Raw genomic sequence first — 25,076 nt, forward strand, 5'->3', positions numbered from 1 at the left:
CCGCCCAACGGAGGACTGATCATGAACGATTTGGGCTTATCTACCCTGGAATCCGGCAAAAAAAATATCAGTGCCAGTGCAGTCGAAGCGCTCGCCGCACAAATGCGCGGGAGCCTTATTGGCGAAAAGCACGCTTCCTATGACGAGGCACGGTCGATCTGGAATGGCATGATCGACCGGAGGCCCGGCCTCATCATTCGTTGTGCCGATGCACACGACGTCGTCAATGCGGTGCGTTTTGCGCGGGGTGACGGTTTACTCGTTTCCGTCCGCGGCGGCGGGCACAACATAGCCGGCAGCGCCGTTTGCGACGGCGGCGTGGTGATTGACCTGTCGCAGATGAAATCTGTGCAGGTCGATGCTGCGGCGAAGCTTGCGCGAGTCGAACCGGGCGCCACATTGGCCGATGTCGATCGAGAAACCCAGGCCTTCGGATTGGCTGTTCCCACCGGCATCAACTCCACCACCGGTATTGCCGGGCTGACACTCGGCGGCGGTTTTGGCTGGATCACCCGCAAGTTCGGCCTGACGATCGACAATCTCCTTTCGGCCGACGTTGTAACGGCTGATGGCGAACTTGTGCATGCGAGCGAGGCCGAGCACCCCGACCTTTTCTGGGCCCTGCGTGGCGGCGGCGGCAACTTCGGCATCGTTACCGCCTTCGAGTTTCAATTGAACAAGGTCGGACCCGACGTCCTCGCCGGACTCGTCGTGCATCCTTTCGCCGATGCCGAAGCCGTCCTCAAGGAATACCGGGCCGCGCTCGAAACGGCGCCGGATGAACTCACCTGCTGGACCGTCATGCGGCAGGCACCCCCGTTGCCGTTTCTCCCCACCGAATGGCACGGCAAGGAGGTGCTTATACTCGCCATGTGCTATTGCGGCGCAGTGCAAGACGGCGAACAGGCGACAAAGCGGCTGCGCTCGATCGGGAAGCCGATCGCCGATGTCGTCGGCCCGGCGCCCTTTGCCGGTTGGCAACAGGCTTTCGATCCACTGCTTGCACCCGGCGCGCGCAACTATTGGAAGAGCCACGACCTTGCCGAACTGTCAGATGCTTCGATCAAAGTCTTGACCGAAGCCGTGCGAAATCTTCCGGGTCCCGAGTGTGAGATCTTCACCGCCCATGTTGGCGGAGCCGCTGGCCGCGTCCCCCTTGAGGCAACAGCGTTTCCGCAACGCAACTCGCACTTCGTGATGAACGTCCATGCGCGCTGGCAAACACCGGAAATGGACAAGGCGTGTATCGGATGGGCGCGTGGCCTCTATGACGCCATGAGGCCGCATGCGACTGGAACGGCCTATATCAACTTCATGCCCGGCGATGAAGTTGACCGTGTCGAGGAAGCTTATGGCAGCAACTACAAACGGCTCGCCGCGATCAAACACCGCTACGATCCGCAGAATCTCTTCCGGATGAACCAGAACGTGAAGCCGAAGGCGAGTTAGGCTGTCAGTAGTAAAGGGCGAAGGACGGCCGCACTGCCGTCTTTCGCAACTATGCTATGTTGAGACATCCGAACCAGGGAGACCAATCATGGATGCTGCTCAACTGCGCGCAATCCAGGCGCCCATCAAGGATCGCTACCGCGCAAACCCCGAGGACGCTTTCATCACGCTTAAAGCGCAAGGGAGCATCGACGACCAGAACATAGCCTGCAAGGTGGAAACAGGGCGGGCGCTCGCCGTCGCGGGGCTGCACACGGCCACTGGCGGCAGCGGCATGGAGCTTTGCTCAGGCGACATGTTGCTTGAAGCCCTCGTGGCCTGCGCCGGCGTAACTCTCAAGGCCGTGGCCACGGCTCTTGAAATTCCCTTGAAATCCGGCAGTGTCGCGGCAGAAGGCGACCTCGACTTCCGCGGCACGCTCGGTGTCGACAGGGACGCGCCTGTCGGCTTCAAGCAAATCCGTCTCGTCTTCGATCTCGACACCGATGCGCCGCAAGACAAGCTGGATCAATTACTGAAGCTGACGGAACGCTATTGCGTGGTGTACCAGACCGTTCGCAATGGACCGGCGGTTGAGATCACGCTACGGCATAGCCAAGGTTGAGCGGCACCCCTCGCCTGCCAACAATCTGCTGGTGCACTTTGAACCAAGACATGTCAAACTCTCGGCGTAGCAGTCTATGGGGGAGAGACGAACATGCGTGGTGCAGGTGCACTCATTCTGTTAGCGACATTTGCAATGGCCGGATGTCAGTCGACAACTGGCGACGATGCGAACGCAGTTCCCGCATCAACCCTGCCGCCCGGCATGGCCGCAACCGCGACAGTGGGAGGTGGTGGTGCGCCTACAGACCTTGTCGATCTCGTCAACAAGCCCGCAAAGTCAGCCGCAAGCCAGATGACGGCACGTGGCTACGCCTCCGTGAGCTTCCAGGACAATACGGCTTACTGGTGGAACGCGAGGACTCAAGTCTGCGCCAGCGTCGTCACCGCCAACGGCAAATTCCAGTCGATAGGAACGGCGACAGCCCGCTTCTGCGGTCAGTAAACCATCTCCATTCCAGGTCGATCGTCGCCATGGGAAACAGGTTGGCGCAAGCGCGGACCTGTAGACGTGGACGCGGCAAAGCGAGGCATTGCCGATCACAAATGGCAGGCGCAGAGTGGCGACTCGCCAATCCAGAGTTGCGGTAACAGTCATGGAAGAATGGGATCCGGTAGTCGTCAAAATGCTCAGCATTTTCATGCCGACTGCCTTTGAAGGGCGAGCGTCGATCAAACGACATTCGCGCTTTGTGCACTATACGACCGCAGCGAACCTATTCGGCATTCTCGACAGGCAGCAAGTCTGGTTTCGAAATGCAAGGTGCATGAATGACGATGGTGACACGGAATACGCGGCCGCAAAGGTTCAGGAATGGCTGAACGATAGCGGCCGCACCGCACAACTTGCGCAGACGCTCGAATTCTGCATGCCCGGCATCTGGCAGGACGGGGTAAAGAAATTCGAGCTGTGGCTGCCGCGATTGCGCAACGAGACCTATGTCTTGTCCGTTGCCGAGCACGATCTCGAAGAGCACTCGACCGGCCGGCTATCGCTGTGGCGGGCCTTCGACGACGAGGAAGTCGCCGTTGCCGCCGTCGTGAACGTCGCGCCGTTCATACAAATGACCGATGCACTTCAGGCATATCCCGGCCCGGTGACCTACTGGACCAACAAGCAGTTTGACGACGAGTTCAAACTTGTGGCCCACCGTGTCGCTTCGAACCGGGATTTTCTGGCAAAGCTCAGCAAGGGTGCGCTCACGGAAGTCGTGTTCCTGATGCTGCTTTTCGCAGTGACTTGCTGGAAGCATCCGGGCCTGCGTGATGAGCGCGAATGGCGCGTTCTGACCAATCCCTTGCTCTGGCCTTCAAAACGGCTCTTCAAGACGCACGAGGTTATCGACCGAATCCCGCAGCCCGTCTACGCCTTGCCGCTGAAGAATGACCCGGGCAACCATTTGACCGGCATCGAGCTGCCCGAATTAATCGACCGCATCATTATCGGACCAACGGATCAGGCAGGCCCGATCCGGGATGCGATCATTGCGAAACTGGCTGAAATTGGCGTGAATGACCCGGATTCGAAGGTTGTTGCCTCCGGCCTGCCATTGCGCACCAGCAAAATGGGCTGATCAGTGCAGGAGGCTCGGCCAGCCCGCTTAGCCTTGGCTTCTCCCAAGGAGCCGGGAGACCCGCACTTCGACCGAAATAGCCACATCCTCACGACGTGCAAGCGCGAGGTCATCGATGACTTCCATCATGGCTGAAAGGATTTCGTCACGATGCCAGCCGGCATCGCACGCCCTGCCGACGAGTTCAATCACCTCGTCCTCAATCGCCAACTGACACTGATGAAATCGCGCTGGATGGGTGCGCGGGCGTTGCGGCCTTTCGATGGTCATCGTCAGTTCCCCCCAAAGTTTAACAGCACGCGTTCCAGCATGAGCAGCGCATCGCCGGGAAGTGCCTCTTTGGGTTTTAACGTAGCGCGCACCCACGCGTCTATCCATATGCGATTTTATTCGTCGCATCACGATTCAGTCAACGCGCGAAGCGGCGTTGCCGAGTGGGGTCTTGGGGCGCCAGAGCCAATTTGCTCCGGTTTCGCGCAATTATCTGACCGGCCTTGTTCGGGACTATCGAACAATCTGAAATAATGTCACGGCGCAGCAAACCGCCACGCCGTGACAATGGGTTTATTCTGCTGCGGCGAGCCGCTGCTCGATTTCAACCGGAACCGAAGCGATCGTCTTGAGGATCTGAGAAGCGATCTCGTAGGGGTTGCCTTGGGAATTCGGACGGCGATCTTCCAGATAACCGCGGTAGCCGCTGTTGACGAAGCTGTGCGGAACGCGGATCGAGGCACCACGGTCGGCAATGCCATAGCTGAACGTGTGGATCGACTGCGTTTCGTGCTTGCCCGTCAAGCGCATGTGGTTGTCCGGGCCATAGACGGCGATGTGATCGGCGCGCGCCGCTTCAAATGCTGCCATCAGGTCTTCGAAATACTCCTTGCCGCCAACCTCGCGCATGTAGGTGGTCGAGAAGTTGGCATGCATACCCGAGCCGTTCCAGTCCGTATCGCCGAGCGGCTTGCAGTGCCATTCGATGTCGATGCCATACTTTTCGGTCAGGCGGAGCATCAGGTAACGTGCAAGCCAGACTTCGTCGGCAGCCTTCCTGGAGCCCTTTCCGAAAATCTGGAATTCCCACTGGCCCTTGGCGACTTCGGCGTTGATGCCTTCATGATTGATGCCGGCAGCAAGGCACACATCGAGATGTTCTTCAACGATCTTGCGAGCGACGTCGCCCACATTGCTATAGCCAACGCCTGTATAGTACGGACCTTGCGGCGCCGGGTAACCGGCCTCCGGGAAACCGAGCGGACGACCGTTTTTGTAGAAGAAGTATTCCTGTTCGAAGCCGAACCAGGCGCCGTCATCGTCGAGTACGGTTGCGCGCTTGTTGGAAACGTGCGGTGTGACGCCATCTGGCATCATGACTTCGCACATGACGAGAACGCCGTTCGTGCGCTCCGGATCCGGATAAACGGCAACCGGCTTCAACACGCAATCCGAGCTGCGGCCTTCGGCCTGATTGGTGGAGCTGCCATCGAAGCCCCAGAGAGGAAGCTGTTCAAGCGTGGGGAATTCCGCGAATTCCTTGATCTGCGTCTTGCCGCGAAGATTCTGTACCGGTTCGTGACCGTCGAGCCAGATGTACTCGAGCTTGTATTTTGTCATTTTGCGTTCTCTCACACGTAATTTGCCTAGTGATCCTGCCGCAAGCGTCTCGTTGATTTGGGCGCGACTTGCTGGATGATTTCATTAAAGCAATTTGTGTGCCAACTGACGCGATGGGTGTGGGGCGCCGGGCAAAATCGAGGAATCGCCGGTTTCGTTTGAACGGCTCACGCCCGCCGACGACCCGATGCCCTTTCGCCGATGACATATATATCGGCCTACGCTCAAAAATTCGACACGTAAGGGCGGCGATTTGCCTATGTTTTGAGCAGGTTGCGGGGACGTTACTCTGCGGCCTCGGGAATATGGGCGCTACGCGACAGCCGCTTTGCGGCCTTGCCGAGAAGCCGCGACAGGTCTTCCATATAGAGGAAGATTACCGGCGTGATGAACAGCGTAAGTATCTGGGAAACGATGAGTCCGCCGACGACCGCGACACCGAGCGGCTGACGCAACTCGGAACTTGCGCCTGCACCGATCGCGATTGGAATTGTGCCCATCAATGCAGCAAGCGTCGTCATCATGATAGGCCGGAAACGGACAAGGCACGCTTCGCGGATGGCATCAAGCGACGTTTCGCCCGCCCTTTGCCGGACCAGCGCGAAGTCGATCATCATGATGGCATTTTTCTTGACGATACCGATCAGCATCAGGATGCCGATGATGGCGATGACGCTGAGGTCGTAGCCGAAGAGCTCGAGAGTGGCCAGCGCGCCGGCGGCAGCAGCGGGCAGTCCGGTCAAGATGGTCAGCGGGTGAACGAAGCTCTCGTAGAGAATTCCCAGCACGATATAAATCGTCAAAATCGCCGCGCCGACAAGCAAGCCCTGATTTGCCAGCGATTGCTCGAATACCTGGGCCGTTCCCGTGAAGGTGGAGGTTATCGTCGTTGGCACGCCGAGCTGCGTCTTCAGCGTGTCGAGTTCCTGTATCGCCTGACCGAGCGACACGCCCTGCGGCAGGTTGAACGAGATCGTGACTGCGGGGAGCTGGCCGAGCTGGTTGACTGCAAGGAGACCCGTGGTGCGCTCCACCCGGGCGAAGGCAGAAAGCGGAATGAGCTTGTTGGTCGTGGTCGAGCGGATCTGCATCTGGTCGAGCTTGTCTGCTGTCCACGGAATATCGGGGTCAAGCTCGACGATGACCTCGTAGCTGTCGCCTGTGGCGAAGATGGTCGATGCCTGGTTCGTGCCGAACGCGTAATAAAGCGTATTACGAAGCTGGTCCGAATTGATGCCGAGCAATTGTGCCTTGTCGTGATCGATGACGAGGTTGGCCTGTAGGGCATTGTTCTGCAGATTGCTCGACACATCCACGAATGTCTGCCGCTCCTGCTGCATGGCGAGCAGCATTTTTTGCGACCAGGGATAGAGATCCGTCGAACTGACACTCTGCAGTACATATTGATACTGTGCATTCGAGGATACGCCGCCAATACGCAGGTTCTGAACGGCGACGGGATAGCTGGTAATGCCCGGAATTTTTGCCAGTGTCTGCCGCAGGTCACGCAGAAGTTCTTCCAACGGCATCCGTTCGGACTTCGGCTTCAGCTCCACGAACAGCCGCCCTTGATTGAGGCTTGCGGAGTTGAAACCGCCGCCTACGCTGGAAACCACATGGGCAACATAGGGACGGCCGGATACGGTACTCGCCACCTGCTTTTGCAGTGCCACCATCGCATCATAAGAGATGTCCTGCCGTGCTTCCGTCGAGATGGATAATTGTCCGATATCTTCGGTCGGAAGGAAGCCCTTGTTGATCGTCGAAAAGAGATAGACTGTAGCGACCACGGTCAGAAGGAAAACGACAAGGATGACTGGACGGGCACGCAGGCAAATGTCGAGCAGGCGCCCATAACCTCCCTGAACAGCGTCGAATACGCGTTCGGTCAGGGGTGGCTTCTTCTTTTCCGTCTCGTTCTGGTGGCCGCGCAAATGACTGCAGAGCATCGGCGTCAGCGTGAGCGATATAAGAGCCGAGGCGCAGATCGCAACTGTGACGACGACCGCGAATTCATTGAATATGCGTCCGACGACGCCGCCCATCAAAAGGATGGGAATGAACACAGCTACCAGCGAAGTAGTGATCGAAATAATGGTAAAGCCGATCTCCTCGCTGCCCTTCAGCGCCGCTTCGAATGGGGGCATCCCCTCTTCGATATGCCGGGTTATGTTTTCGAGCATGACGATGGCGTCGTCGACGACGAGACCCACCGAAAGTGTCAGACCCAGAAGCGAAATATTGTCGATAGAAAAGCCGAGGACATACATCGCCCCGAGCGTGGCGATAAGCGACAGGGGAACCGCGACGACCGGTATCAGCGTCGCGGAGAGCCGGCGCAAGAAGACGAAGATCACCAGTATGACCAGGGCAATCGTCAGAAGCAGAGTGAACTGCACATCGGAGACGGCCTGGCGGATGGATGCCGAACGGTCGTTGACGATATGAATGCCGGCCGATGGGCCGAGATCCTTTTCGAACTGCGGCAGGATTTCGCGCACGCGGTTCACCACGTCTACCGTATTGGCGCCGGGCTGCCGGAACACGGCCAGCACCAGCGACGGCTTGCCGTCATAGCGGCTTTCGGTCTGGGTCGTCGCGACTGAATCGATGACGCGCGCAACATCGCCGAGCCGCACCATCTTCCCGTTGGGCGCGGCAACGATGATCTGACGGAAAGTATCAGCGTTTTCCGCTTGGGTATTGGCCTGGATCGCCATCTGCTGCGTCGGGCTCGATATGGTGCCGACCGGAGCAATTGAGTTTTTCGCCGCCACCGCGGTGGTCAATTCGTCGAGGCCGATGCCGCGCGCCGTTGCCGCATTGGGATCGACTTCTACGCGCACCGCATATTGCTTGGTCCCCAGGACCTGGACTTCGCCAACACCGCTGATTGTCGAGAACGCCGGCGACATGACATTTTCGGCGTAGTCGTCGAGTTTCGAAAGCTGCATCGTGTCGCTCTGCAGCGCGACGAGAACCACCGGTGCATCGGCGGGATTGGTCTTCCGGTAGCTCGGCGGGGTCGTCATATTCGGCGGCAGGCGGCGCAGCGTACTGGCGATCGCCGCTTCGACATCGGCCGCGGCCTGGTCGATGTCGCGGTTGAGATCGAATTCGAGCGTGATCTGGGTCGAGCCGAGCGTGCTTGTCGAACTGATCGTCGAAATGGCCTGGATCGTCGAAAACTGCTTGATGAGCGGCGTTGCGACCGCGTTGGCCATCGTATCGGGCGATGCACCAGGCAGTTTCGCCGAAACCGTTACGATGGGAAAATCGACCTGCGGCAGCGCCGCAACCGGGAGGAACTTATAGGCAAATATCCCCGAAGCTGCGAGTGCGACGGATAATAATATCGTCGCAATCGGCCGCCGGATGAAGAGTGCCGAAAGGTTCATTGGGCGGCCTCGACGGGCAGCGCCTTGTTGTCATTGCCAGGGTCTGTCACGGGGGCCGCCTGCGCTTCCTTCGTCGTCGTTTGCACAGTCGCCCCGTCCTGGAGGTGCAATTGACCGTCAACCACGACCTGATCGCCGGGCTGGATGCCCGATGCGATGACAGCGGTTTCGCCGACGGTATTGGCGAGCGTCACGTTCTGCATAGCCACTTTCTTGTCGGGATGGACAAGGAAGACAAATGAGCCGCTATTGCCCTGCTGCACGGCGATAAGGGGAACAGTCGTCGCATCCTTCTGCAGACTGAGATCGACAACGGTTTTCACATATTGCCCGGGCCAAAGCGCTCCATCCTCATTGGCAATATCGGCCTTGAGGACGATGGTGCCGGAGGCGGTATCGACGCTGGAATCGATGAAGTTGAGCGTCCCGGTCGCGATAACATCATTGCTGCCGGGAAGCTTGATCTGGACGGACGCCGGATGACTGGCGACCGCCGCCCGCAACGCCGGCAAATCGCTTTCGGCAAGCGTGAACGCGACGCGCAGCGGAGCCATGCGGGTGATCGTCAAAAGGTTCGTCGTATCGGCGGTGCGCACCAGATTGCCGATGGAGGTATTGACGACCCCGACGCGGCCGTCGATGGGAGCCTTGATCGTCGTATAAGAGAGTTGGACCTGATCCGCCGCGATTTGCGCCTTGTCCATATCGATCGTCGCCTCGATGACCTTTACCGCGGCATCCGCCTGGTAGGCCTGCTGGTCCGTTCCCACACGTTGCTTGGCAAGATCCTGCGCACCCGAAAGATCGAGTTTGGCCGACACGAGGCTCGCTTCATCCTTCGCCAGCAAGGATTGGTCCTTGGAAAGCGTTGCATTGAGGGCTCGATCGTCCAGTTTGAACAGCACGTCGCCGGCTTTGATCATCTGGCCATCGATGACGTGCTTTTCGACGACGACGCCATCGATCTGCGGGCGAACCGCGACGGTCTCAATGGGCTCGATCGACCCGACGACTGTTTTCGTAACCGGAACGTCCTCTTTCTTCGCCTCGGCAACCACGACGAGTGGCACGATGGCATTGCGCTTCTTTGTCTGCGCCTGTGCATTGCCCCCGCTTGCGGAGAGCGAGCCTGTCGGCATTGCACCCTTGTCCGGTGCAGAGGCACGAAGCGAGAGTTCGGGATAGGCGAGAAAATAGCCGACGCCGATCATGACCGGAATTGCGATCACAAGGCCTATACGCTTCATGAGGTGTTCTCTTTCTCGAACTCTATCGAACATGTCAGAACTACCCCTCCGGCAGCCCATTACAAATTATAGTTTTGTAATATTCATAAGGTGCACGGCTTCGTTTCACGTCCCACCTATAGGCGGCAATTGGGTTTTTCGCGGGGCGCGGGCCAGCCATCAACTGTCGGTCACGCAATTGTTACGATTTAACGCAGGTTGCGAAGGGTTGGACGAACCTGCCACGTCATGGCTGCCCGCAGGCGAAAAACGCTTCACTGAATTTTTCGCTTGTCACGGGACTGTTATAAAAAGACAGTACAAGGAAAATAATTGCGCAGCTGTGCAATACGGGGAAGAAAATGAACGGGCAGGCTTTTCTCAAGGTCGAGAATCTCAGTGTAGGCTATGGCGGGACAACCGTCCTGACCGATCTTGACCTATCGATCGGCAAGGGCGAATTCGTGGCGCTTCTCGGATCGTCCGGCTGCGGGAAGACGACACTCTTAAGAACAATCGCCGGCTTTGCCAAACCCTCGGCCGGAGCAGTCTCGGTCGCCGGACGCGACGTAACGCAATTGCCTCCGGACAAACGCGGCATGGCTCTCGTCTTTCAATCCTACGCGCTGTGGCCGCACATGACGGTCGCGCAGAACATCGGCTACGGACTGAAGCTGCAGGGGCGCTCGCGTGGTGAGATAGAAAAGCGTGTGACCGAAATGCAGGTGCTGCTTGGTCTTGGCGGCCTTGGCGGTCGCAAACCCGGCCAGCTTTCAGGCGGTCAGCGCCAACGCGTGGCGCTCGGTCGCGCCTTGGCCATCGATCCGGAAATCCTGCTCCTCGATGAGCCTTTGTCAAACCTCGATGCGCGGATCCGGCTGACAGTGCGCCATGAAATTCGCTCGCTGCAGAAGCGGCTCGGCATCACTGCCATTCATGTCACCCATGATCGGGAAGAGGCCATGGTCATGGCCGATCGCATCGTCATCATGAACGCGGGGCGCATCGAACAGCAGGGAACGCCCGAAGACGTCTACAACAAGCCGGCTTCACCCTTCGTTGCCGCCTTCATGGGCGCCGAAAACCTTCTGACAATGCAGGCAAGGGTGAGCGGCGAACATATCGAGCTGATGGAGAGCGCGATGAGCCCACCGACCGTGACAGGACGTGGGGGCCGGGACGTCACAAGCGGGCCGGTTGAACTTCGTTTTCGCGCCGAGGCGGCGAGCCTCGTCCGCAACGGCGAGAAGACAACGCCTGCAGCTGGCGCCCTCGAGTTGCACGGCCAGGTGGCGAGCGTCACCTATCCAGGCGGACATTGGCGCCATGCCGTGCATCTCGTCAACCAGGAGATTCTCGTCGACGCTGACGAGCCCTTCGATCAGGGCGAAACAGTGAAGGTACATGTGCCGGAGAGTTCGCTCTTCATCTTCAACGCGTGATGGCGTTCGCACGGAGTTTTGGCGCCATACCGAAGTGCGCCAGGGAATAGAGTTGATAACCAAATCTTGCTCAGGGAGTTACGGAATGAAACATCTTCTTCAAGCTTCGATCATCCTCGGCCTCGCCACAACACCGGCGGCCGCCGCGGATCTTACTGTCGTGACCGCAGGCGACCAGAACATGGTCGATTATGTGAATGATTACCTTGCTCCGCTCTTCGAGAAGGAAAATCCCGGCGCGAAGGTGCGCGTTGTCGGAACGGGCCCAGGCGATGCCGGTTCGCAGAAGATCGTCGAGCGCTTCGACGCGCAGGCGAAAGCCAACGCAGACAAGTGGGATGTGGACGTCGCTGTCGTCCACGAAAAATTCGCCGGACCCCTCGTCGCTGACGGCTACCTTGAAGCCTACAAATCCAAGATTCCGTCCGGTGAGATGGTGACGAGCGAAAAGGCGAAGCTTGCGCTCGGCGCCAATGTCGATGGCTATGTCATGCCCATGTTCTCGAGCCAGACCGCCATCGCCTACAATCCGGCCACCGTGCCCAATCCGCCGAAGAGCTATCAGGAGCTCGTAAGCTGGGCCAAGGAAAATCCGAAGCAGTTCGGCTATAACGGCATCAAGGGCGGCGCTTCGGGCGTCAGCTTCGTCATGGGCTGGATCTATGCTTTCGGCGATGGCGATGCGACAAAGCTGATGAACGGACCCTTCGAGGAAGCCGAAACCAAAAAGTGGGACAAGGCTTTCGCCAGCCTCAAGGATTTTACCACCAACGCGACGCTCACGCCTGGCAATGCCGGGACACTCGACATGCTGAGCCGCGGCGAAATCGCCATGGGTCCGGTCTGGGTCGATATGTTCTATTCGTGGAAAGCGGACGGCAAGCTTCCGCCGGAAATGAAACTGATCCTGCCTGCGCCGGGCATGCCGGGCCAGCCCATGCACTATGTCATTCCCGCCAAGAGCCCGAATACGGAACTCGCCGAGAAGTTCGTTGCACTGGCAACCAGCCCGAAAGTGCAGGCCGATGGCATCGTCAAGCGCTTCAACTGGTATCCGGGCATTGACGCGAAATTCGTGCAGCCAGAACTGGACAAGGCGAGCTGGGACAAGCTCTTCGTCGATATCACGCCTAATGACCTCGCCAGCAAGGGCAAGCCCTTCCCGATCGCGCCTTATAACAAGGCCATTCTCGAAGCCTATGAGAAGAACGTCGCCAACTGATAGCAACTGGCCGCCGGCACCCCGGCGGCCACTCCTCATCCGGACCAGTTCATGCCCAAACGTCTTCTAGCCCTCCTGCTCGTCCTGCCCGCCCTGGCGATGATCCTTCTGTTTTTCATCGTGCCACTCGCGGCATCCATCATCGGCGCATTCGAGGTCGGCGACCGGTTCGGCCTGGATAATTTCGCCAAATCCTTCGATCTTTATTCGAGCGACATGATCTTCACGCTCGTCATCGTCGCGATTTCGACGGCCCTTATCGGCATCATTGCCATTGCCATTGGCGGCTACCTCACCCTCGGCGAAAATCCACGCGCCGTGGCGGTGCTGCGCTGGCTTTATCGCTGGCCCATGTTCATCCCGTTCATCGTCGTCGGCCAGGTCATGCGCACCTTTCTCGCCAAGAACGGGTTGATGAACAATGTCCTGGTCAGTCTCGGCATACTGACACCTCTGCAAACAACCGGATTTCTCGACTGGCGCGGCATCGTTATCGCTTTCGTCTGGAAGCAGACGCCCTTCGTGACGCTCCTCCTTGCGGGCGCGATGGCCTCGCTCGACCGCAGCACCATCGAGGCGGCGCGCAATCTCGGTGCATCGCGTTTGCGCATTCTCATAGAAATCGTGCTGCCGCAGGTTGCCGGCACACTGCTCGTCGGCCTGATCCTGTCATTCGTGACGATGATGTCGGTGCTTTCGGTGCCCTTGATGATAAACGCCCAGTCGCCGACCATGCTGACGGCGGATATCGCTTTCCGCATCAATGCCCATGGCGACTACGGCGTCGCCAATGCGCTCGGGATGATATCACTGTTGCTGACGGCGGGTGTTGCCCTCATTTATCTGCGTCATTCGGTGAAGGAGCAGTCATGACGGCTCGCTTCGATCTCTGGTGGCTGCCGCGCGCCGTTGCTCTCGGCCTCATCGCCTTCATCATCTTCGGCCCCCTTACCAATCTCGTCCTCTGGACAGTCGCCGAAAAATGGTATTTCCCGCATATGCTCCCGCTCGAATATGGGTTCAGCTTCTGGCAACGGGTATTCTCGTCGCGCGGCAACGCCATGTCCTCGCTCGCGACCAGCATCCTTATCGCATCGCTCACCGTCCTCGTATCGCTGGTCCTTGCTATCCCGGCGGGCTATGCGCTGTCACGCCTTAAGCTGCCCTTCCGCGGGCTGATCCTGTTGGCATTCCTGATACCGCAGGCATTTCCCAACCTGCCTGTTTATGTGAACATTGCCCGCTTCTTCTATGAAATCGGCCTCAACGGTACGATCACCGGCGTCGTGCTCGTCCATGTGACACATGGGCTGGTCTATGCGGTATGGATTGCAACGGCGGCCTTCGCAGCAGTTGACGTCGATCTTGAGGAGGCAGCGCGCTCGATCGGCGCCGGCCCTTTGCGCGCGTTTCGCGATGTAACATTGCCGCTCGCGGCTCCCGGCCTCCTCGCCAGTGCCATCTTCGTTTTTCTGGAATCGCTCGACGAATTCACCGGCAGCTACTTCGTCGGCGCGCCGGATGTGAACACCTTGCCGTTGCTGCTCTATACGGCGGGCGCCGGCGGCAATTACCAGATTGCATCCATCACCGCTCTTCTGTTGCTCGTGCCGTCGATAGGCTTCATGCTGGTTGTGGAGCGATTCTTGCGGGCGGACGTACTATCCAAGGTCGGACATTAGAAATGAAATCCAAGGACAAGAAAACGTCGAAGGATGACAAGCAGTTCGTCAGTGCGCTGCAGGTGGCCAAGTATGCCGGAGTCTCGCGCTCGGCGGTGTCGCGCGCCTTTACGCCTGGGGCCAGTGTTTCCGCCAAGAAACGTGAAAAAATCATGGAGGCCGCCGAAGCACTCGGCTACCAGGTCAATGACCTCGCCCGCGGTCTGCTGGCGCGCAAGAGCCGGCTTGTCGGCCTTGTCGTCACCAACCCCGAGCTTGGCTATCGCTCCCACCTTGTTGCGGCCCTTACCAAGGCACTGATTCAGCGCGGCAGCGTTCCGATCGTCATCAATACCGGCAATACCGAAGAAGAACTTGTCGCCGCCCAGAAGACGCTGTTTGGCTACCGTGCCGAGGCGACGATCATTCTGTCCGGGTCCCCGCCCTCATCCTTCGTTGATCTTGCCCGCCGCAATGGACAACCGCTCATTGTGCTCGGACGTTCAGAAACGGGAGCCGACGACGTCAACATCGACAATGAGGGCGCGGGACGCGAAGCTGCCCGGTTTTTCCTAGCCGGTGGTGCAAAACGGCTGGGCTTCGCCGGTGCGATGTCGCGCACGCCGACCACCATCGAACGCGAGCACGGATTTCGACACGAAGGAGAATTGCGCGGCGCCGAGGTAATGATCGGCAATGGCAGCAACTCCAACTATTCCGGCGGCCAAGAGGCTGCCCAGCAGTTGTTCTCCGGCGCGAAGCGACCAGATGCTGTTTTCTGCGTCAACGATCTCGTTGCTTTCGGGCTTATTGACTACATCACCCATCATACGGACCTCACAATACCCGGCGATGTGTCGGTGATCGGCTTCGACGACATTCCCGAAGCGCAATGGGACTCCTTCAATCTCACCACCTTCCGGCAGGATGCCACCGTGATGGCCGCCCATGCGGTAGCGCTTCTCGATCAACGGGAGTCGGAACCCGACCGTCGGCCGGCACACGACCGGCTCACAACTGAACTTGTCCTGCGCGGCAGCACCCGTAACGCAACCGCCAAATCCAGGTCCGAACACGAGCGAATCCGATGAAGATATTGCAGGTAACCGACCTCCACCTGGTAACGCCGGGGGAAACCCTGTGCGGCCTCGATCCTCTGGCCCGGCTCGAGGCATGTGTCGCGGATATCAACCGCAACCATTCCGATGCCGAACTGGTGATATTCACCGGCGACCTCAGTGAGACCGGGGAAGAGATAACTTACAGGGCTTTGGCGGGTGCTTTGCGCGAACTGGTCCCGACTTACCGGTTGATGCTCGGCAACCATGATAACCGCGAGAACTTCCTGCGTGTCTTCGACAAGGCCGCAACACATGGGGGTTTCGTACAAGGTATCGAAGATACGCGCGAGGGGCGCCTCATACTGCTCGATACGCTGCTTCCCGGCCGGCCGGAAGGCCGACTTGACGAGGCGCGGCTTGCCTGGCTTCGCGACCGTCTGGACGAAGCGTCAGATCGCCCTGTCTTCCTGTTCTCGCATCATCCGCCGTTTCCGATACACATGCCCTTGCTCGACCGCATGGGCATCATCGAAGCTGAGGCGCTCTATCCGCTGCTGCGCGAGCATGGCAATGTCCGGCACATCTTTGCCGGACACGCGCATCGCCCGATCGCGGGGAGCTGGCGCGGCATTCCGGTCAGCGTCCTGCGCGGCACCAACCATCAGTCGGCGCTCGATTTTTCGCCAGACCGCATCGCCAACACGCACGAACCGCCTGCCTACGCCGTGATCTTCATCGACGCAAACGGGGTGATGGTGCATTTCCACGATTTTCTCGACAGGACCGCCGCCTATTACTGATCAGGCCGCTTGTCGCACCAGCGCCTGCGCCATGCAATGGATGCCACCGCCGGTCTTGGAGATCTCGCTCATATCGACCGAGGCGACTTCGAATCCTGTCGCCTTGAGCTTGTCGATGAGCGTCTTGCTCGACGATGGCGCTATAACCCGGTCGTTGCCGAGCGACATGAAGTTGCAGCCGAGGTTCATTGTATCCTGGAACGGAACGTCGATGATTTCGTGCCCCTTTGCCTTCAGCCAGTCGACGATGCCGGGCTCCGTGCAGGCAAGGCAGACGGCCGTCAATTTCGGCGCGATCGGCACGACCATAAGGTCGATATGGACGTAATATTCGTCGATGAAAGCAAGGCGGGTTTCCCAGCCTTCCTTGCGGAACCATTCTTCGACCTGTCGGGCGCCCTCTTCCTGGGTTCGTGCACCGCCGCAGCCGATGAGCACGCAGCCCTCCTCGATCACGTTGAAATCGCCGCCCTCGAACGTCCCTGCCGTCACCATATCGTAGATTGGGATGCCGAGCCGTTCATAGGTGCGGATCGCCGCATAGTTTTCGCCGCGACGCCACCAGTTGGCCATTGCCGTGATGATCGCGCCGTAAGGGGTCATCACGCTGGAATCGCGCGAATAGACCTGCATAGGCAGTTCCGGCTCCGGCTCGTGCCAATGGATCTTGACGCCGAAATGTTCATAAGCGGAAACCAGTTCCTTGTGCTGCGCCTGCGCCGCCTGGATGTTGCACGGCGCTTCACGCAAATGCTTGCGCGACAGGGAGCTTGTCGCCATGTGCCGCAGGAACGCCGGTGAGCCGAGGAGAACGTCGGTCAGCGGATCGGTCTCGTTGCGAAATCCCCAGCCTGAAAGCGGCCTGGTCCCGCCATTGGAGTTGCGGCGTTTCAATGTGAAACGTTCGCTTGCAAGGTCCTCTTCGTGCCGTGTCATGACAATTCTCCTCGTTAGGCGGCGGTTGGTATCCACCATTCGCGCCCGCGCGCCGTTGTTACATATTCGGGCCAACGGAAATGGATCGGCGGTTCATAATCGCAAAGCGGGGCAAGCCACTTCGATCCGCCAATCCCTCCGCCCGTTCGCTCGATGAATTCGTCCTTCGCCTGCGTTCTGGCGCTCTCGTCCTCGATAAGCCGCAAGGCCGTCAGCGCCACCGTTTTCGCCGCGCAATTGACCATCGGATCGATCGTTTCCGGGATGCCGCCGAGCGCGTTCATCACCCAGCCCGGATAGGCAAAGCCTTTCGGTGCTTTAAGTGCGGGACGCGCCACGTAGAAGCGAACCGTCGGCGCGTGCCACGTCATGTCCGTGTAATCATCCGATGTCGAATTGAGCTGCGAGGGCGGCAAGTCGCGCCGCAAGATCGCCTCGGCCTCCTGCGGTGCGATCAGCCGCTCGCACTCGTCGATGAACGGCTCGGCGATCGGGTCGATGCCGACATTGGCCTGTATCTCGTGTGCGATAGCCTTTGCGGCATCGCCCCAACGGGGGGCGCCGACCGCCTGGAGTGCCTCCCACGTGATATTCGCCATCGCATGATTGGCAAGCCCCGGCCGCGACTTGCAAACCCAGTGACGCTCGACACGGCAGCCGGACATGGCCGCCGCATGCTCGGCATTGCGGTCGAGCACAGCGGTGATCTGCTCGGCCATCGCGATCGTCGGAACCCGCATCATGTACTGGATTTCGGCAAGGGCGGCGGCAAGGTTATCGGCCGTGGCCTGCCCGGCAGTCAGGATCGCTTCGCTGATCGACCAACCGCCCTGATGCGGCAGCATGGAATCGCGAAGCGCTTTGGAGGAGAGGTACATCAGCATCAGCGCATCATTGGCGCCGGGCGCCCGCACCGCCGAGTGCGACTGGGGGATAGGCGCGCCGTCGCTCAGCCCCCAACGTTCCGGTTGATCGCAGACAAAGCGGTAGATCATCGAATAGGCGGCGCCGCAATGCGTATCCCAGCGCACCGTATTGCACATCGGCAGCATGTAGAACGGATGGAAAGAGATCATGCCGTCGAGGCCGTCATAATAGCCCTTGGCCGCATGGATGGGCTTCGATCCCCGCACCTTTTCGGCGGGCTCGCCGGTAAATCGCAGCGTCCCGGCAATGCCGTGGCGCTCCATCGCAGCCTTGGTTGCAAGAAGACCGCCAAGTCCGGAAATTCCAAGGCCCGAATGCGGATCGGTATGCCCGCCTGCGTGCTCGCCAAGACCAGGGCGGGGACGCTTTTGCGTGGTGGCGTCCTGGCAATTGCCGGGTACGGCGTCATACTCGGCATACATCCCGATCGTGGGCGACCTGGAGTTAGTCCCGGCCTTGTTGGTCCAGTGGGCGCAGAAAGCGGTGGGCATGCCGCCGGACCCCGCCTCCACATCGAATCCTTCCTGACGCAGCCGGCTCACATACCAGTCGGCTGACTGATACTCGCGCCATGCCGTTTCGCCGAAATCGAAGATGGTACGGGTCCAGGTGGAGAGATCAGAGGCGCGCCCGTCAACAAATTCCCGTGCCGTCGTCGCTGCTGCCGTAACCATGAACATTCTCCCGCTGGCGGGAGATAATCATCTGGAAGCCGGGACAAAAAGTGATATGTTTTTTCAAAACGTGCAAATTCCATTCACCTCTTTGTCCTCAAGGCCTATTCATGCGCATCCCATCGACCCAGGCGCTGCGTGCATTGGAAAGCTTCGCCCGGCACGGCAGCGTCTGGCGGGCCGCGGAAGAATTGCACCTGACTCGCAGCGCGGTCAGTCATCAGTTGCGCCTGCTCGAACGCGATCTCGGCTTTCAACTGCTGCAGCGTGACGGCAAGGGCGTGATGCTGACGCCGCGCGGGCGCAAATATGCCAATGACGTGCGCAAGGCGTTAATCGTGATCGACGATGCCGGCGGCCGGCAAAGCTCGGCGGGCACCGGCGGTTCGCTGTGCGTCAGTTGCACGGCCGGCTTTGCGTCCTTGTGGCTTTGCACCCATATCGCTGAATTTCAGGAAAAATATCCGGACATTGCGCTACGCATCCTCACACCCCGCAAACTCGATGACGTTACCGATGCAAGCGTCGATTTGTTCATCGCTTTCGGCGACGGCAATTGGCCGAACCGCTCGGTGGAACTGCTCTGCGAGGTCGAATTCACGCCGCTCTGCAGTCCGGTTCTTCTCAATAATCTTGGGGGCCTTGCTGAACCCAAGGACATATTGCGCGCGCCCCTCCTCCACCTCGACGATTTCGAGGATTGGACGCGCTGGCTCGCGCTCGCAAATGTCGATAATCCGGACTCCGAGCGCGGCATCGTGTTCTCGGATATGAACCTCGTCTTTTCTGCCGCGATCACCGCGCAGGGAATCGCCATGGGGGACGAACTGACCTGCCGGAAGGCAATGCGGGCAGGCCAATTGATCCGGCCCTTCGACCTCAGCATCAAGTCGCCGAAATCCTATTTTCTCGTCACCGACTATGCCAAAATCGAGCATCCGGCGCAGACAGTGTTCACGGAATGGCTGAAATCGCGCCTGTCGCAAACCCGCAATACCTGAACCGGAAACATGAACGCAAAATTGAATGGCGTGAATTTTGTTCACGTGTGAGGGCAATATAATTCAATTGTCGTCGCGCCGGATTGTGCCTAGGCTGCTTTAAAAATAAGGGGAAAGAAAGTCGATCAATGCCGCAAAGCATGCAACTGGGCGACTCGAAGGCCGCCGAGATCAAAGCCGTATCGATCGGCAAGACGTTTGGCGCGTTCCATGCGCTGAAAAACCTTTCGCTTGATATTGGCCGCGGCGAATTCCTCACCCTTCTTGGTCCCTCCGGTTCCGGCAAAACGACTTTCCTGATGATCCTTGCGGGTTTCACCGCGCCGACAACCGGCCGCCTGATGATGGATGGCAAGGACATTACCGACGTGCCTGCCGAGGATCGGTCCTACGGCATGGTTTTTCAGGGCTATGCTCTGTTTCCGCATCTGACCGTCGAACAAAATATCGCTTTCCCGCTGAAGGTAAGGGGACGCTCCTCCGCCGAGATCAAGCGGCGCGTCGGCGAGATGGTCGAGCGCGTCGGCCTCGTTGGTCACGAGCGCAAGCTCCCGGCGAAGCTCTCGGGCGGACAGCAGCAACGTGTAGCCCTCGCCCGGGCACTCGTGTTCGAGCCAGCGGTCCTCCTGCTCGACGAGCCTTTCTCGGCCCTCGACAAGAACTTGCGCGAAATGATGCAGGAAGAGGTCAAGCGGCTGCACCAGGAGACAGGAACAACTTTCGTGTTCGTCACGCACGACCAGTCGGAGGCGCTTGCCCTTTCCTCCCGGGTCGCGATCTTCAACCATGGTGAACTGCTGCAGGTGGGGCGGCCTCAGGATGTCTATGAACGGCCGGACAACCGCTTCGTCGCGGAGTTCCTTGGCGAGGTCAATCTACTGCCGCTCGATGCCGTCAAGCTCGACGGTGACCGCGCTGCGGGCCAGTTCGAAGATCGCACGATCATTCTCAACAAGACGACCAGGCTCGATGGGACCAGCGCCGTCGCGGCAGTGCGGCCCGAGCACATGGTGATTACGACGCAGCCAGCAACGGCCGACAGCAACGCGATTACCTGCCGGGTCGAGGGCGCGACCTATTTCGGCGCTTCGACCAAATATCATTTGCGGACAAGCAAGGGTACGAGCCTTGCGGTATCGATGCCGACCGCTGCGATAGCGCCGATCGCGCCGCAAACGGATGTGTGGGTTTCGTGGCCGACGAACCAGGGTTTCTTGCTGCCAAGCGGAAGTTAGCGCGGCGACGGGAATGCGAAAATAACAATCCAGAGGGAAAAAAGATGAACACTGAGTTTGAAAAAGACTGCCTCGAAATCCTCGCGGCGAAGGTCGAACGCGGCGAGATCAGCCGCAGGCGATTTACCCAGATGGCCGCAATGTTCCTTGCTGGAGCGCCGGCCCTGCTCCGCTCCACCGGTTCCTATGCGCAGGCCAAGGAATTGGTGCTCGTCAACTGGGGCGGCGACGCGATGACGGCCTATGACAAGGCCTACGGCCAGCCATTCACCAAGGAAAGCGGCGTCGCGGTCAAGATGGACGGGTCGGGACCGACCGAAGGCGCTATCACGGCGCAGTTCAAGAGCGGCAAGCCGAGCTGGGATCTTCTCGACATCGATCCGTTCTCGGGAATTTCGCTTGGCAAGCAGGGCATGCTGGAAGCCATCGACTACAATATCGTCGACAAGAACAAGATGCGGCCGGGCTTCGGCTGGGATCACGCCGCTTCCACCTACTTCTTCTCCTATATCATTGCCTACGATTCCTCGAAATTCGGCGACCAGGCACCAACTGGCATGGCTGATTTCTTTGATGTGAAGAAGTTCCCGGGCAAGCGTTCACTCTATAAGTGGGGCTCTGCCATGTGGGAAGCCGCACTCATGGCAGATGGCGTCGCTCCGGAAAAACTTTACCCGCTCGACCTGAAGCGCGCGCACGACAAGATTGCCGCATTCAAGGAGAACGTCGTCGCCTATTGGGGCGGCGGTGCCGAGAGCCAGTCCGTGCTGATGAATGGCGAAGCATCGATGGCGCTGATCTGGTCGACGCGCGCCCAGCTTCTCGAGCAGGATTCCGGCGGCAACATCAAGTTCATCTGGGATCAGGGCCTGATCTCTCCCGGTGCTCTCGGCGTCATGAAGAACAATCCCGGCGGCAAGGATAATGCAATGAAGTTCATTGCCAGCGCCCAGGCACCGGAGCGGCAGCTGGTCATGTTCGAAATGCTCGGTCAGGGCCCGGCAAATCCCGCGACGGATGCGCTGATCCCGGCCGACAAGAAGCGCGTCAACTGCGTCGATCCCGCCAATATGGCAAAGCAGGTGCCGCTCGACATGGAGTGGTATGCCGAAAATTACGGCAAGGCATTCGACGAATACACCAAAGTCATTTCCGCATGACATCGATGGTGCGGGGGTTCAACGCCCCCGCGCTGGGTTTGCGTTTTTATGCCATGAAGGATGTTGAATGATCGGGAAGTCCGCCACCTCCAGAAAGATCCTGTTGCTGGCCCCGCTGCTGCTGTTTCTCGGTCTTGCCTATGCCGTGCCGTTTTTCGGCGTCGTACGCTGGAGCTTTACCCTCCCCGAGCCCGGTATCGGACAGTATCGCGCAGTCTTTACCGATCCCCTCGTCCAGTCGGTGTTCATCCGCACCTTGAGGATCTGCCTCGTCGTCACGGGAGCTTCGCTCATCGCGGCCTATGCGATCGCCTATGTCTGGGTGCGCGGAAGTTCGCTCCAGCGGATGCTCGCCGAATTCTGCATTCTCGTTCCCTTCTGGATCTCGGTGTTGACGCGCGCATTCGGTTGGCTGGCGATGCTTTCCAATCGCGGGTTGATCAACACCTGGTTGCAGTCCGCGGGCATCATCAGCGAACCGTTGGCGCTCGCCCGCAACGAACTCGGCGTCATCATCGGCATGACGCATTTCCTCATACCCTTTGCCGTCTTTCCGATTGCATCGGCCATGCGCAGCATCGACGAGCGCGTGTTGCTCGCGGCGCGAGGCATGGGCGCATCGCGCACGCGCATCTTCTGGACTGTCTTCGTGCCGCTCACCTATGGTGGGCTGATCGGGGCGGCGCTCATCGTTTTCGTGTTCGCGCTCGGTTTCTTCGTCACGCCCGCCATCCTTGGCGGCGGACGCAGCGTGATGGTCGCCGAACTCGTTTACCTGCGCATATTCCAGAGCCCGGACTGGGGGCTTGGCGCGGCGATCAGCGTCGTCCTCGTCGTGTTCATCGGGGTCCTTCTCGCCCTCATGCGGCGTTTCATCAAACCCGCACATCTGGTGGGATAGGCCATGCAATCATCAAGACCGGGACCCGTCATCCTCATTCTCGCCACAGCCATTGCGCTGTTCCTGCTCATGCCGCTGATCGCGGTGGTGCCGGTTTCATTTACGCCGGCTCGCTTCCTTTCGATGCCCTCCGGCACGCTGTCCCTGCGCCACTATCAGGCGCTGATCGACAACCCGCAGTGGGGGCAAAGCATATTGCTGAGCCTGCGCATCGGCATTCTATCGAGCGCCATCGCGACCAGCCTTGCCACGCTGTTCGGTCTCGGCATCTGGATGTTCCAGCCGAGATTTTCGGCTCTCATGATTGGCTTCGTTCTGCTTCCGCTGGTGGTCCCCCCGGTCGTCTCGGCAATGACGCTCTACTTCCTGATGACCGCCCTTTCCTCCGTCAACAACTGGATCGGCTACGATACCTGGCTCGGGGTAGCGCTCGCACATGCTGTGATGATCACGCCTTTCGCCGTCGTTCTCATCCTCGTTGCGCTTTATCAGGTCGACAGGCGCATCGATCTTGCCGCACGGGGTCTTGGGGCAAATCTTGCCACACGAGCTCTGAAAATCATCATCCCGAACATAAAGTTCGGCATTGCCACGGCGGCGCTCCTATCGTTCGTCCTCTCCTGGGAAGAGATCGGCGTCACCCTGTTTATCACCAGCGTCAATGCGATAACCCTGCCCCGCCTGATGTGGATGGGACTGCGCGACAACATCGATCCCGCTATTGCTGCAATCTCCGTCGTCCTTATCCTCGTGACGGCCGTTATCCTCGGCATCCGCATTTTCATTGAACGGCGGGGAGCAGCGCAACAGCAATGACTAGAGACGACATGGCCGGGCAACTCCGTTCGATCGTCGGACCGAATGGCGTGAAGGAAGCCGACGCACTGCGCCTTGTCCATCCTGGGTCCGATGCGCGCAATCTCGATGCCGGGCTGATGGTTACACCGGCGACTACGCAACAAGTCGCCGATATTCTCCGTTTCTGCAATGACCACCGCATAGCCGTCGTGCCCCACGGCGGACGCACTGGACTTGCCGGCGGTGCAGTGTCGAGTGAGGGCGAGGTCATTCTCTCGCTTGCCGGGTTGAACCGCATTGAATCTCTCTCCGCTTCCGCAGCGACAGCCATCGTTGAAGCCGGCGTGACACTGCACGCACTGCAGGAGGCCGCGGCAAAGGAAGGCCTGTCCACGGGCGTCGATATCGCCTCGCGCGGCAGCGCCACGATTGGCGGCATGATTGCAACCAATGCCGGCGGCATGGAGGCGTTCCGCCATGGTGTAATGCGCCAGCGTATTCTGGGACTTGAAGTCGTGCTGGCTGATGGCTCGATCATGCGTGACATGAGCGAGGTCCGCAAATGCAACGAGGGCTACGATCTGAAGCAGCTATTCATTGGCGCCGAGGGGACGCTCGGCGTTGTTACGCGAGCGGTGGTAAAGCTGACGGCCGCCGACGCTTTTACAGCGACCGCACTAGTCGCCTGTCCGTCCGCCACCGATGCCGTTACCCTGTTCCAGGCGCTGCAGCGTGACCGCGGTATCCATTTGCTTCGCGCAGAATTCATGGCGCACGACTACTTCCATCTGGCGTCGCAGAGCCTCGGCCCCGCATCGCTTGCCGCCTTTACGCAAGCGCCGGCCTACCTCATTCTCGAAACGGACGATCCGGACCAGCCTACGGCCCGATCGAGGCTGGAGGAGGCACTCGGCCTTGCGATTGAACGCGGGCAGGTGGTCGATGCGATCATTGCTCAAAGCGAGAAAGAGCGGAACGCTATCTGGAATATTCGCGAAGACAGCAGCGTGATCGACCGCAACTGCCCCTATTGTCATTGGTTCGATATTTCCGTACCGCTCGGTGCACTCGAAACATGGCTGCAACAGTTCAATGGCGGGATGGCCGCTTTCGGCAGCGAATTTCGCGGGTTCGCCTTTGGTCATCTTGGCGACGGCAATCTCCATATCGGCGTTGCCGGCGAAACCGCCTGGCCCGACAAGGAGCGCGCCAAGGCGATCATCTATGCCAATCTCCGCAAGATGGGGGGATCCTTCTCGGCCGAACATGGTATCGGCCTCGAAAAGCGACCTGAACTGATATCCGAAGGCGATCCGGTCAAGCTGAGCCTGATGCGCATGGTCAAGCAGGCGCTTGATCCGCACGGCATCATGAACCCCGGCAAGGTGATAGGCTGA

General features: G+C 59.3%; 22 protein-coding genes. 16 read left to right on the plus strand and 6 right to left on the minus strand.

The genetic code is table 11. From position 1 onward, the window contains the following. Positions 1–21: 21 nt before the first annotated feature. The 4 genes from AC1DNI_RS13910 (at position 22) to AC1DNI_RS13925 (ending at position 3,626) form a co-directional block, all read left to right on the plus strand. Positions 22–1,449 carry an FAD-binding oxidoreductase gene (locus tag AC1DNI_RS13910; RefSeq protein WP_477692263.1) on the plus strand — a complete coding sequence of 476 codons (1,428 nt, stop codon included), beginning with the start codon at positions 22–24 and terminating at the stop codon, positions 1,447–1,449. Between the two features lie 88 nt (positions 1,450–1,537). After that, on the plus strand, positions 1,538–2,053 hold the full coding sequence (locus tag AC1DNI_RS13915; protein WP_477692264.1) for an OsmC family protein: 516 nt from the start codon (positions 1,538–1,540) through the stop codon (positions 2,051–2,053). Positions 2,054–2,146: 93 nt separating this feature from the next. Next, positions 2,147–2,497 carry a hypothetical protein gene (locus AC1DNI_RS13920; RefSeq protein WP_477692265.1) on the plus strand — a complete coding sequence of 117 codons (351 nt, stop codon included), beginning with the start codon at positions 2,147–2,149 and terminating at the stop codon, positions 2,495–2,497. Between the two features lie 322 nt (positions 2,498–2,819). Further along, positions 2,820–3,626, plus strand: coding sequence for a hypothetical protein (locus tag AC1DNI_RS13925; protein ID WP_153669714.1), 807 nt, complete (start codon positions 2,820–2,822; stop codon positions 3,624–3,626). Positions 3,627–3,653: 27 nt separating this feature from the next. On the opposite strand, the gene AC1DNI_RS13930 is transcribed toward AC1DNI_RS13925, so the two are convergent. The 4 genes from AC1DNI_RS13930 to AC1DNI_RS13945 all read right to left on the minus strand — a co-directional run bounded on the left by AC1DNI_RS13930 (position 3,654) and on the right by AC1DNI_RS13945 (position 9,882). Continuing rightward, complete coding sequence (locus AC1DNI_RS13930; protein WP_036814624.1) at positions 3,654–3,896, minus strand: hypothetical protein; 243 nt, start codon at positions 3,894–3,896, stop codon at positions 3,654–3,656. Between the two features lie 294 nt (positions 3,897–4,190). Continuing rightward, positions 4,191–5,237 (minus strand): glutamine synthetase beta-grasp domain-containing protein, encoded by a 1,047-nt coding sequence (locus AC1DNI_RS13935; RefSeq protein WP_091950879.1) that lies wholly within the window; start codon positions 5,235–5,237, stop codon positions 4,191–4,193. 284 nt (positions 5,238–5,521) lie between these two features. Next, complete coding sequence (locus AC1DNI_RS13940; protein ID WP_477692266.1) at positions 5,522–8,635, minus strand: efflux RND transporter permease subunit; 3,114 nt, start codon at positions 8,633–8,635, stop codon at positions 5,522–5,524. Next, a complete protein-coding gene (locus AC1DNI_RS13945) occupies positions 8,632–9,882 on the minus strand; it encodes an efflux RND transporter periplasmic adaptor subunit (protein WP_477692267.1) in 1,251 nt (416 codons plus the stop codon). Before AC1DNI_RS13945 ends, AC1DNI_RS13940 begins: the two co-directional genes overlap by 4 nt. A gap of 341 nt (positions 9,883–10,223) precedes the next feature. Here AC1DNI_RS13945 and AC1DNI_RS13950 point away from each other — a divergent pair, with 341 nt between their 5' ends. The 6 genes from AC1DNI_RS13950 to AC1DNI_RS13975 all read left to right on the plus strand — a co-directional run bounded on the left by AC1DNI_RS13950 (position 10,224) and on the right by AC1DNI_RS13975 (position 16,047). Next, on the plus strand, positions 10,224–11,303 hold the full coding sequence (locus tag AC1DNI_RS13950; RefSeq protein WP_477692268.1) for an ABC transporter ATP-binding protein: 1,080 nt from the start codon (positions 10,224–10,226) through the stop codon (positions 11,301–11,303). 85 nt (positions 11,304–11,388) lie between these two features. Further along, the gene (locus AC1DNI_RS13955) at positions 11,389–12,525 is read left to right on the plus strand and encodes an ABC transporter substrate-binding protein (RefSeq protein ID WP_477692269.1); all 1,137 of its coding nucleotides are present in this window, start codon (positions 11,389–11,391) and stop codon (positions 12,523–12,525) included. Positions 12,526–12,576: 51 nt separating this feature from the next. Continuing rightward, complete coding sequence (locus AC1DNI_RS13960; RefSeq protein WP_477692270.1) at positions 12,577–13,398, plus strand: ABC transporter permease; 822 nt, start codon at positions 12,577–12,579, stop codon at positions 13,396–13,398. Next, the gene (locus AC1DNI_RS13965) at positions 13,395–14,207 is read left to right on the plus strand and encodes an ABC transporter permease (RefSeq protein ID WP_477692271.1); all 813 of its coding nucleotides are present in this window, start codon (positions 13,395–13,397) and stop codon (positions 14,205–14,207) included. Before AC1DNI_RS13960 ends, AC1DNI_RS13965 begins: the two co-directional genes overlap by 4 nt. A gap of 2 nt (positions 14,208–14,209) precedes the next feature. Beyond that, positions 14,210–15,277 (plus strand): LacI family DNA-binding transcriptional regulator, encoded by a 1,068-nt coding sequence (locus AC1DNI_RS13970; RefSeq protein ID WP_477692272.1) that lies wholly within the window; start codon positions 14,210–14,212, stop codon positions 15,275–15,277. Then, positions 15,274–16,047: a phosphodiesterase gene (locus AC1DNI_RS13975; RefSeq protein WP_477692273.1), complete on the plus strand. Its 774-nt coding sequence runs from the start codon at positions 15,274–15,276 to the stop codon at positions 16,045–16,047. The genes AC1DNI_RS13970 and AC1DNI_RS13975 overlap by 4 nt, the downstream gene beginning before the upstream one ends. Here the strand turns inward: AC1DNI_RS13975 and AC1DNI_RS13980 are convergent, their stop codons facing one another. Beyond that, complete coding sequence (locus AC1DNI_RS13980) at positions 16,048–16,983, minus strand: dimethylarginine dimethylaminohydrolase family protein (RefSeq protein WP_477692274.1); 936 nt, start codon at positions 16,981–16,983, stop codon at positions 16,048–16,050. It abuts the gene before it with no gap. Between the two features lie 14 nt (positions 16,984–16,997). Next, the gene (locus tag AC1DNI_RS13985; RefSeq protein WP_477692275.1) at positions 16,998–18,584 is read right to left on the minus strand and encodes a zinc-binding metallopeptidase family protein; all 1,587 of its coding nucleotides are present in this window, start codon (positions 18,582–18,584) and stop codon (positions 16,998–17,000) included. A 110-nt stretch (positions 18,585–18,694) separates the two neighbouring features. Here AC1DNI_RS13985 and AC1DNI_RS13990 point away from each other — a divergent pair, with 110 nt between their 5' ends. From AC1DNI_RS13990 to AC1DNI_RS14015, 6 genes are all read left to right on the plus strand, one after another. Further along, a complete protein-coding gene (locus AC1DNI_RS13990; RefSeq protein ID WP_477692276.1) occupies positions 18,695–19,585 on the plus strand; it encodes a LysR substrate-binding domain-containing protein in 891 nt (296 codons plus the stop codon). 128 nt (positions 19,586–19,713) lie between these two features. Beyond that, positions 19,714–20,820 (plus strand): ABC transporter ATP-binding protein, encoded by a 1,107-nt coding sequence (locus tag AC1DNI_RS13995; protein WP_228019625.1) that lies wholly within the window; start codon positions 19,714–19,716, stop codon positions 20,818–20,820. Positions 20,821–20,864: 44 nt separating this feature from the next. Then, a complete protein-coding gene (locus AC1DNI_RS14000) occupies positions 20,865–21,980 on the plus strand; it encodes an ABC transporter substrate-binding protein (RefSeq protein ID WP_027232081.1) in 1,116 nt (371 codons plus the stop codon). A gap of 67 nt (positions 21,981–22,047) precedes the next feature. Then, entirely contained in the window at positions 22,048–22,881 is an 834-nt protein-coding gene (locus AC1DNI_RS14005) for an ABC transporter permease (RefSeq protein WP_477692277.1), read from the plus strand. Between the two features lie 3 nt (positions 22,882–22,884). Further along, positions 22,885–23,697 (plus strand): ABC transporter permease, encoded by an 813-nt coding sequence (locus tag AC1DNI_RS14010; RefSeq protein WP_027232083.1) that lies wholly within the window; start codon positions 22,885–22,887, stop codon positions 23,695–23,697. Next, complete coding sequence (locus tag AC1DNI_RS14015) at positions 23,694–25,076, plus strand: FAD-binding oxidoreductase (protein ID WP_477692278.1); 1,383 nt, start codon at positions 23,694–23,696, stop codon at positions 25,074–25,076. The genes AC1DNI_RS14010 and AC1DNI_RS14015 overlap by 4 nt, the downstream gene beginning before the upstream one ends.

The organism is Phyllobacterium sp. 01N428 (assembly GCF_056399405.1).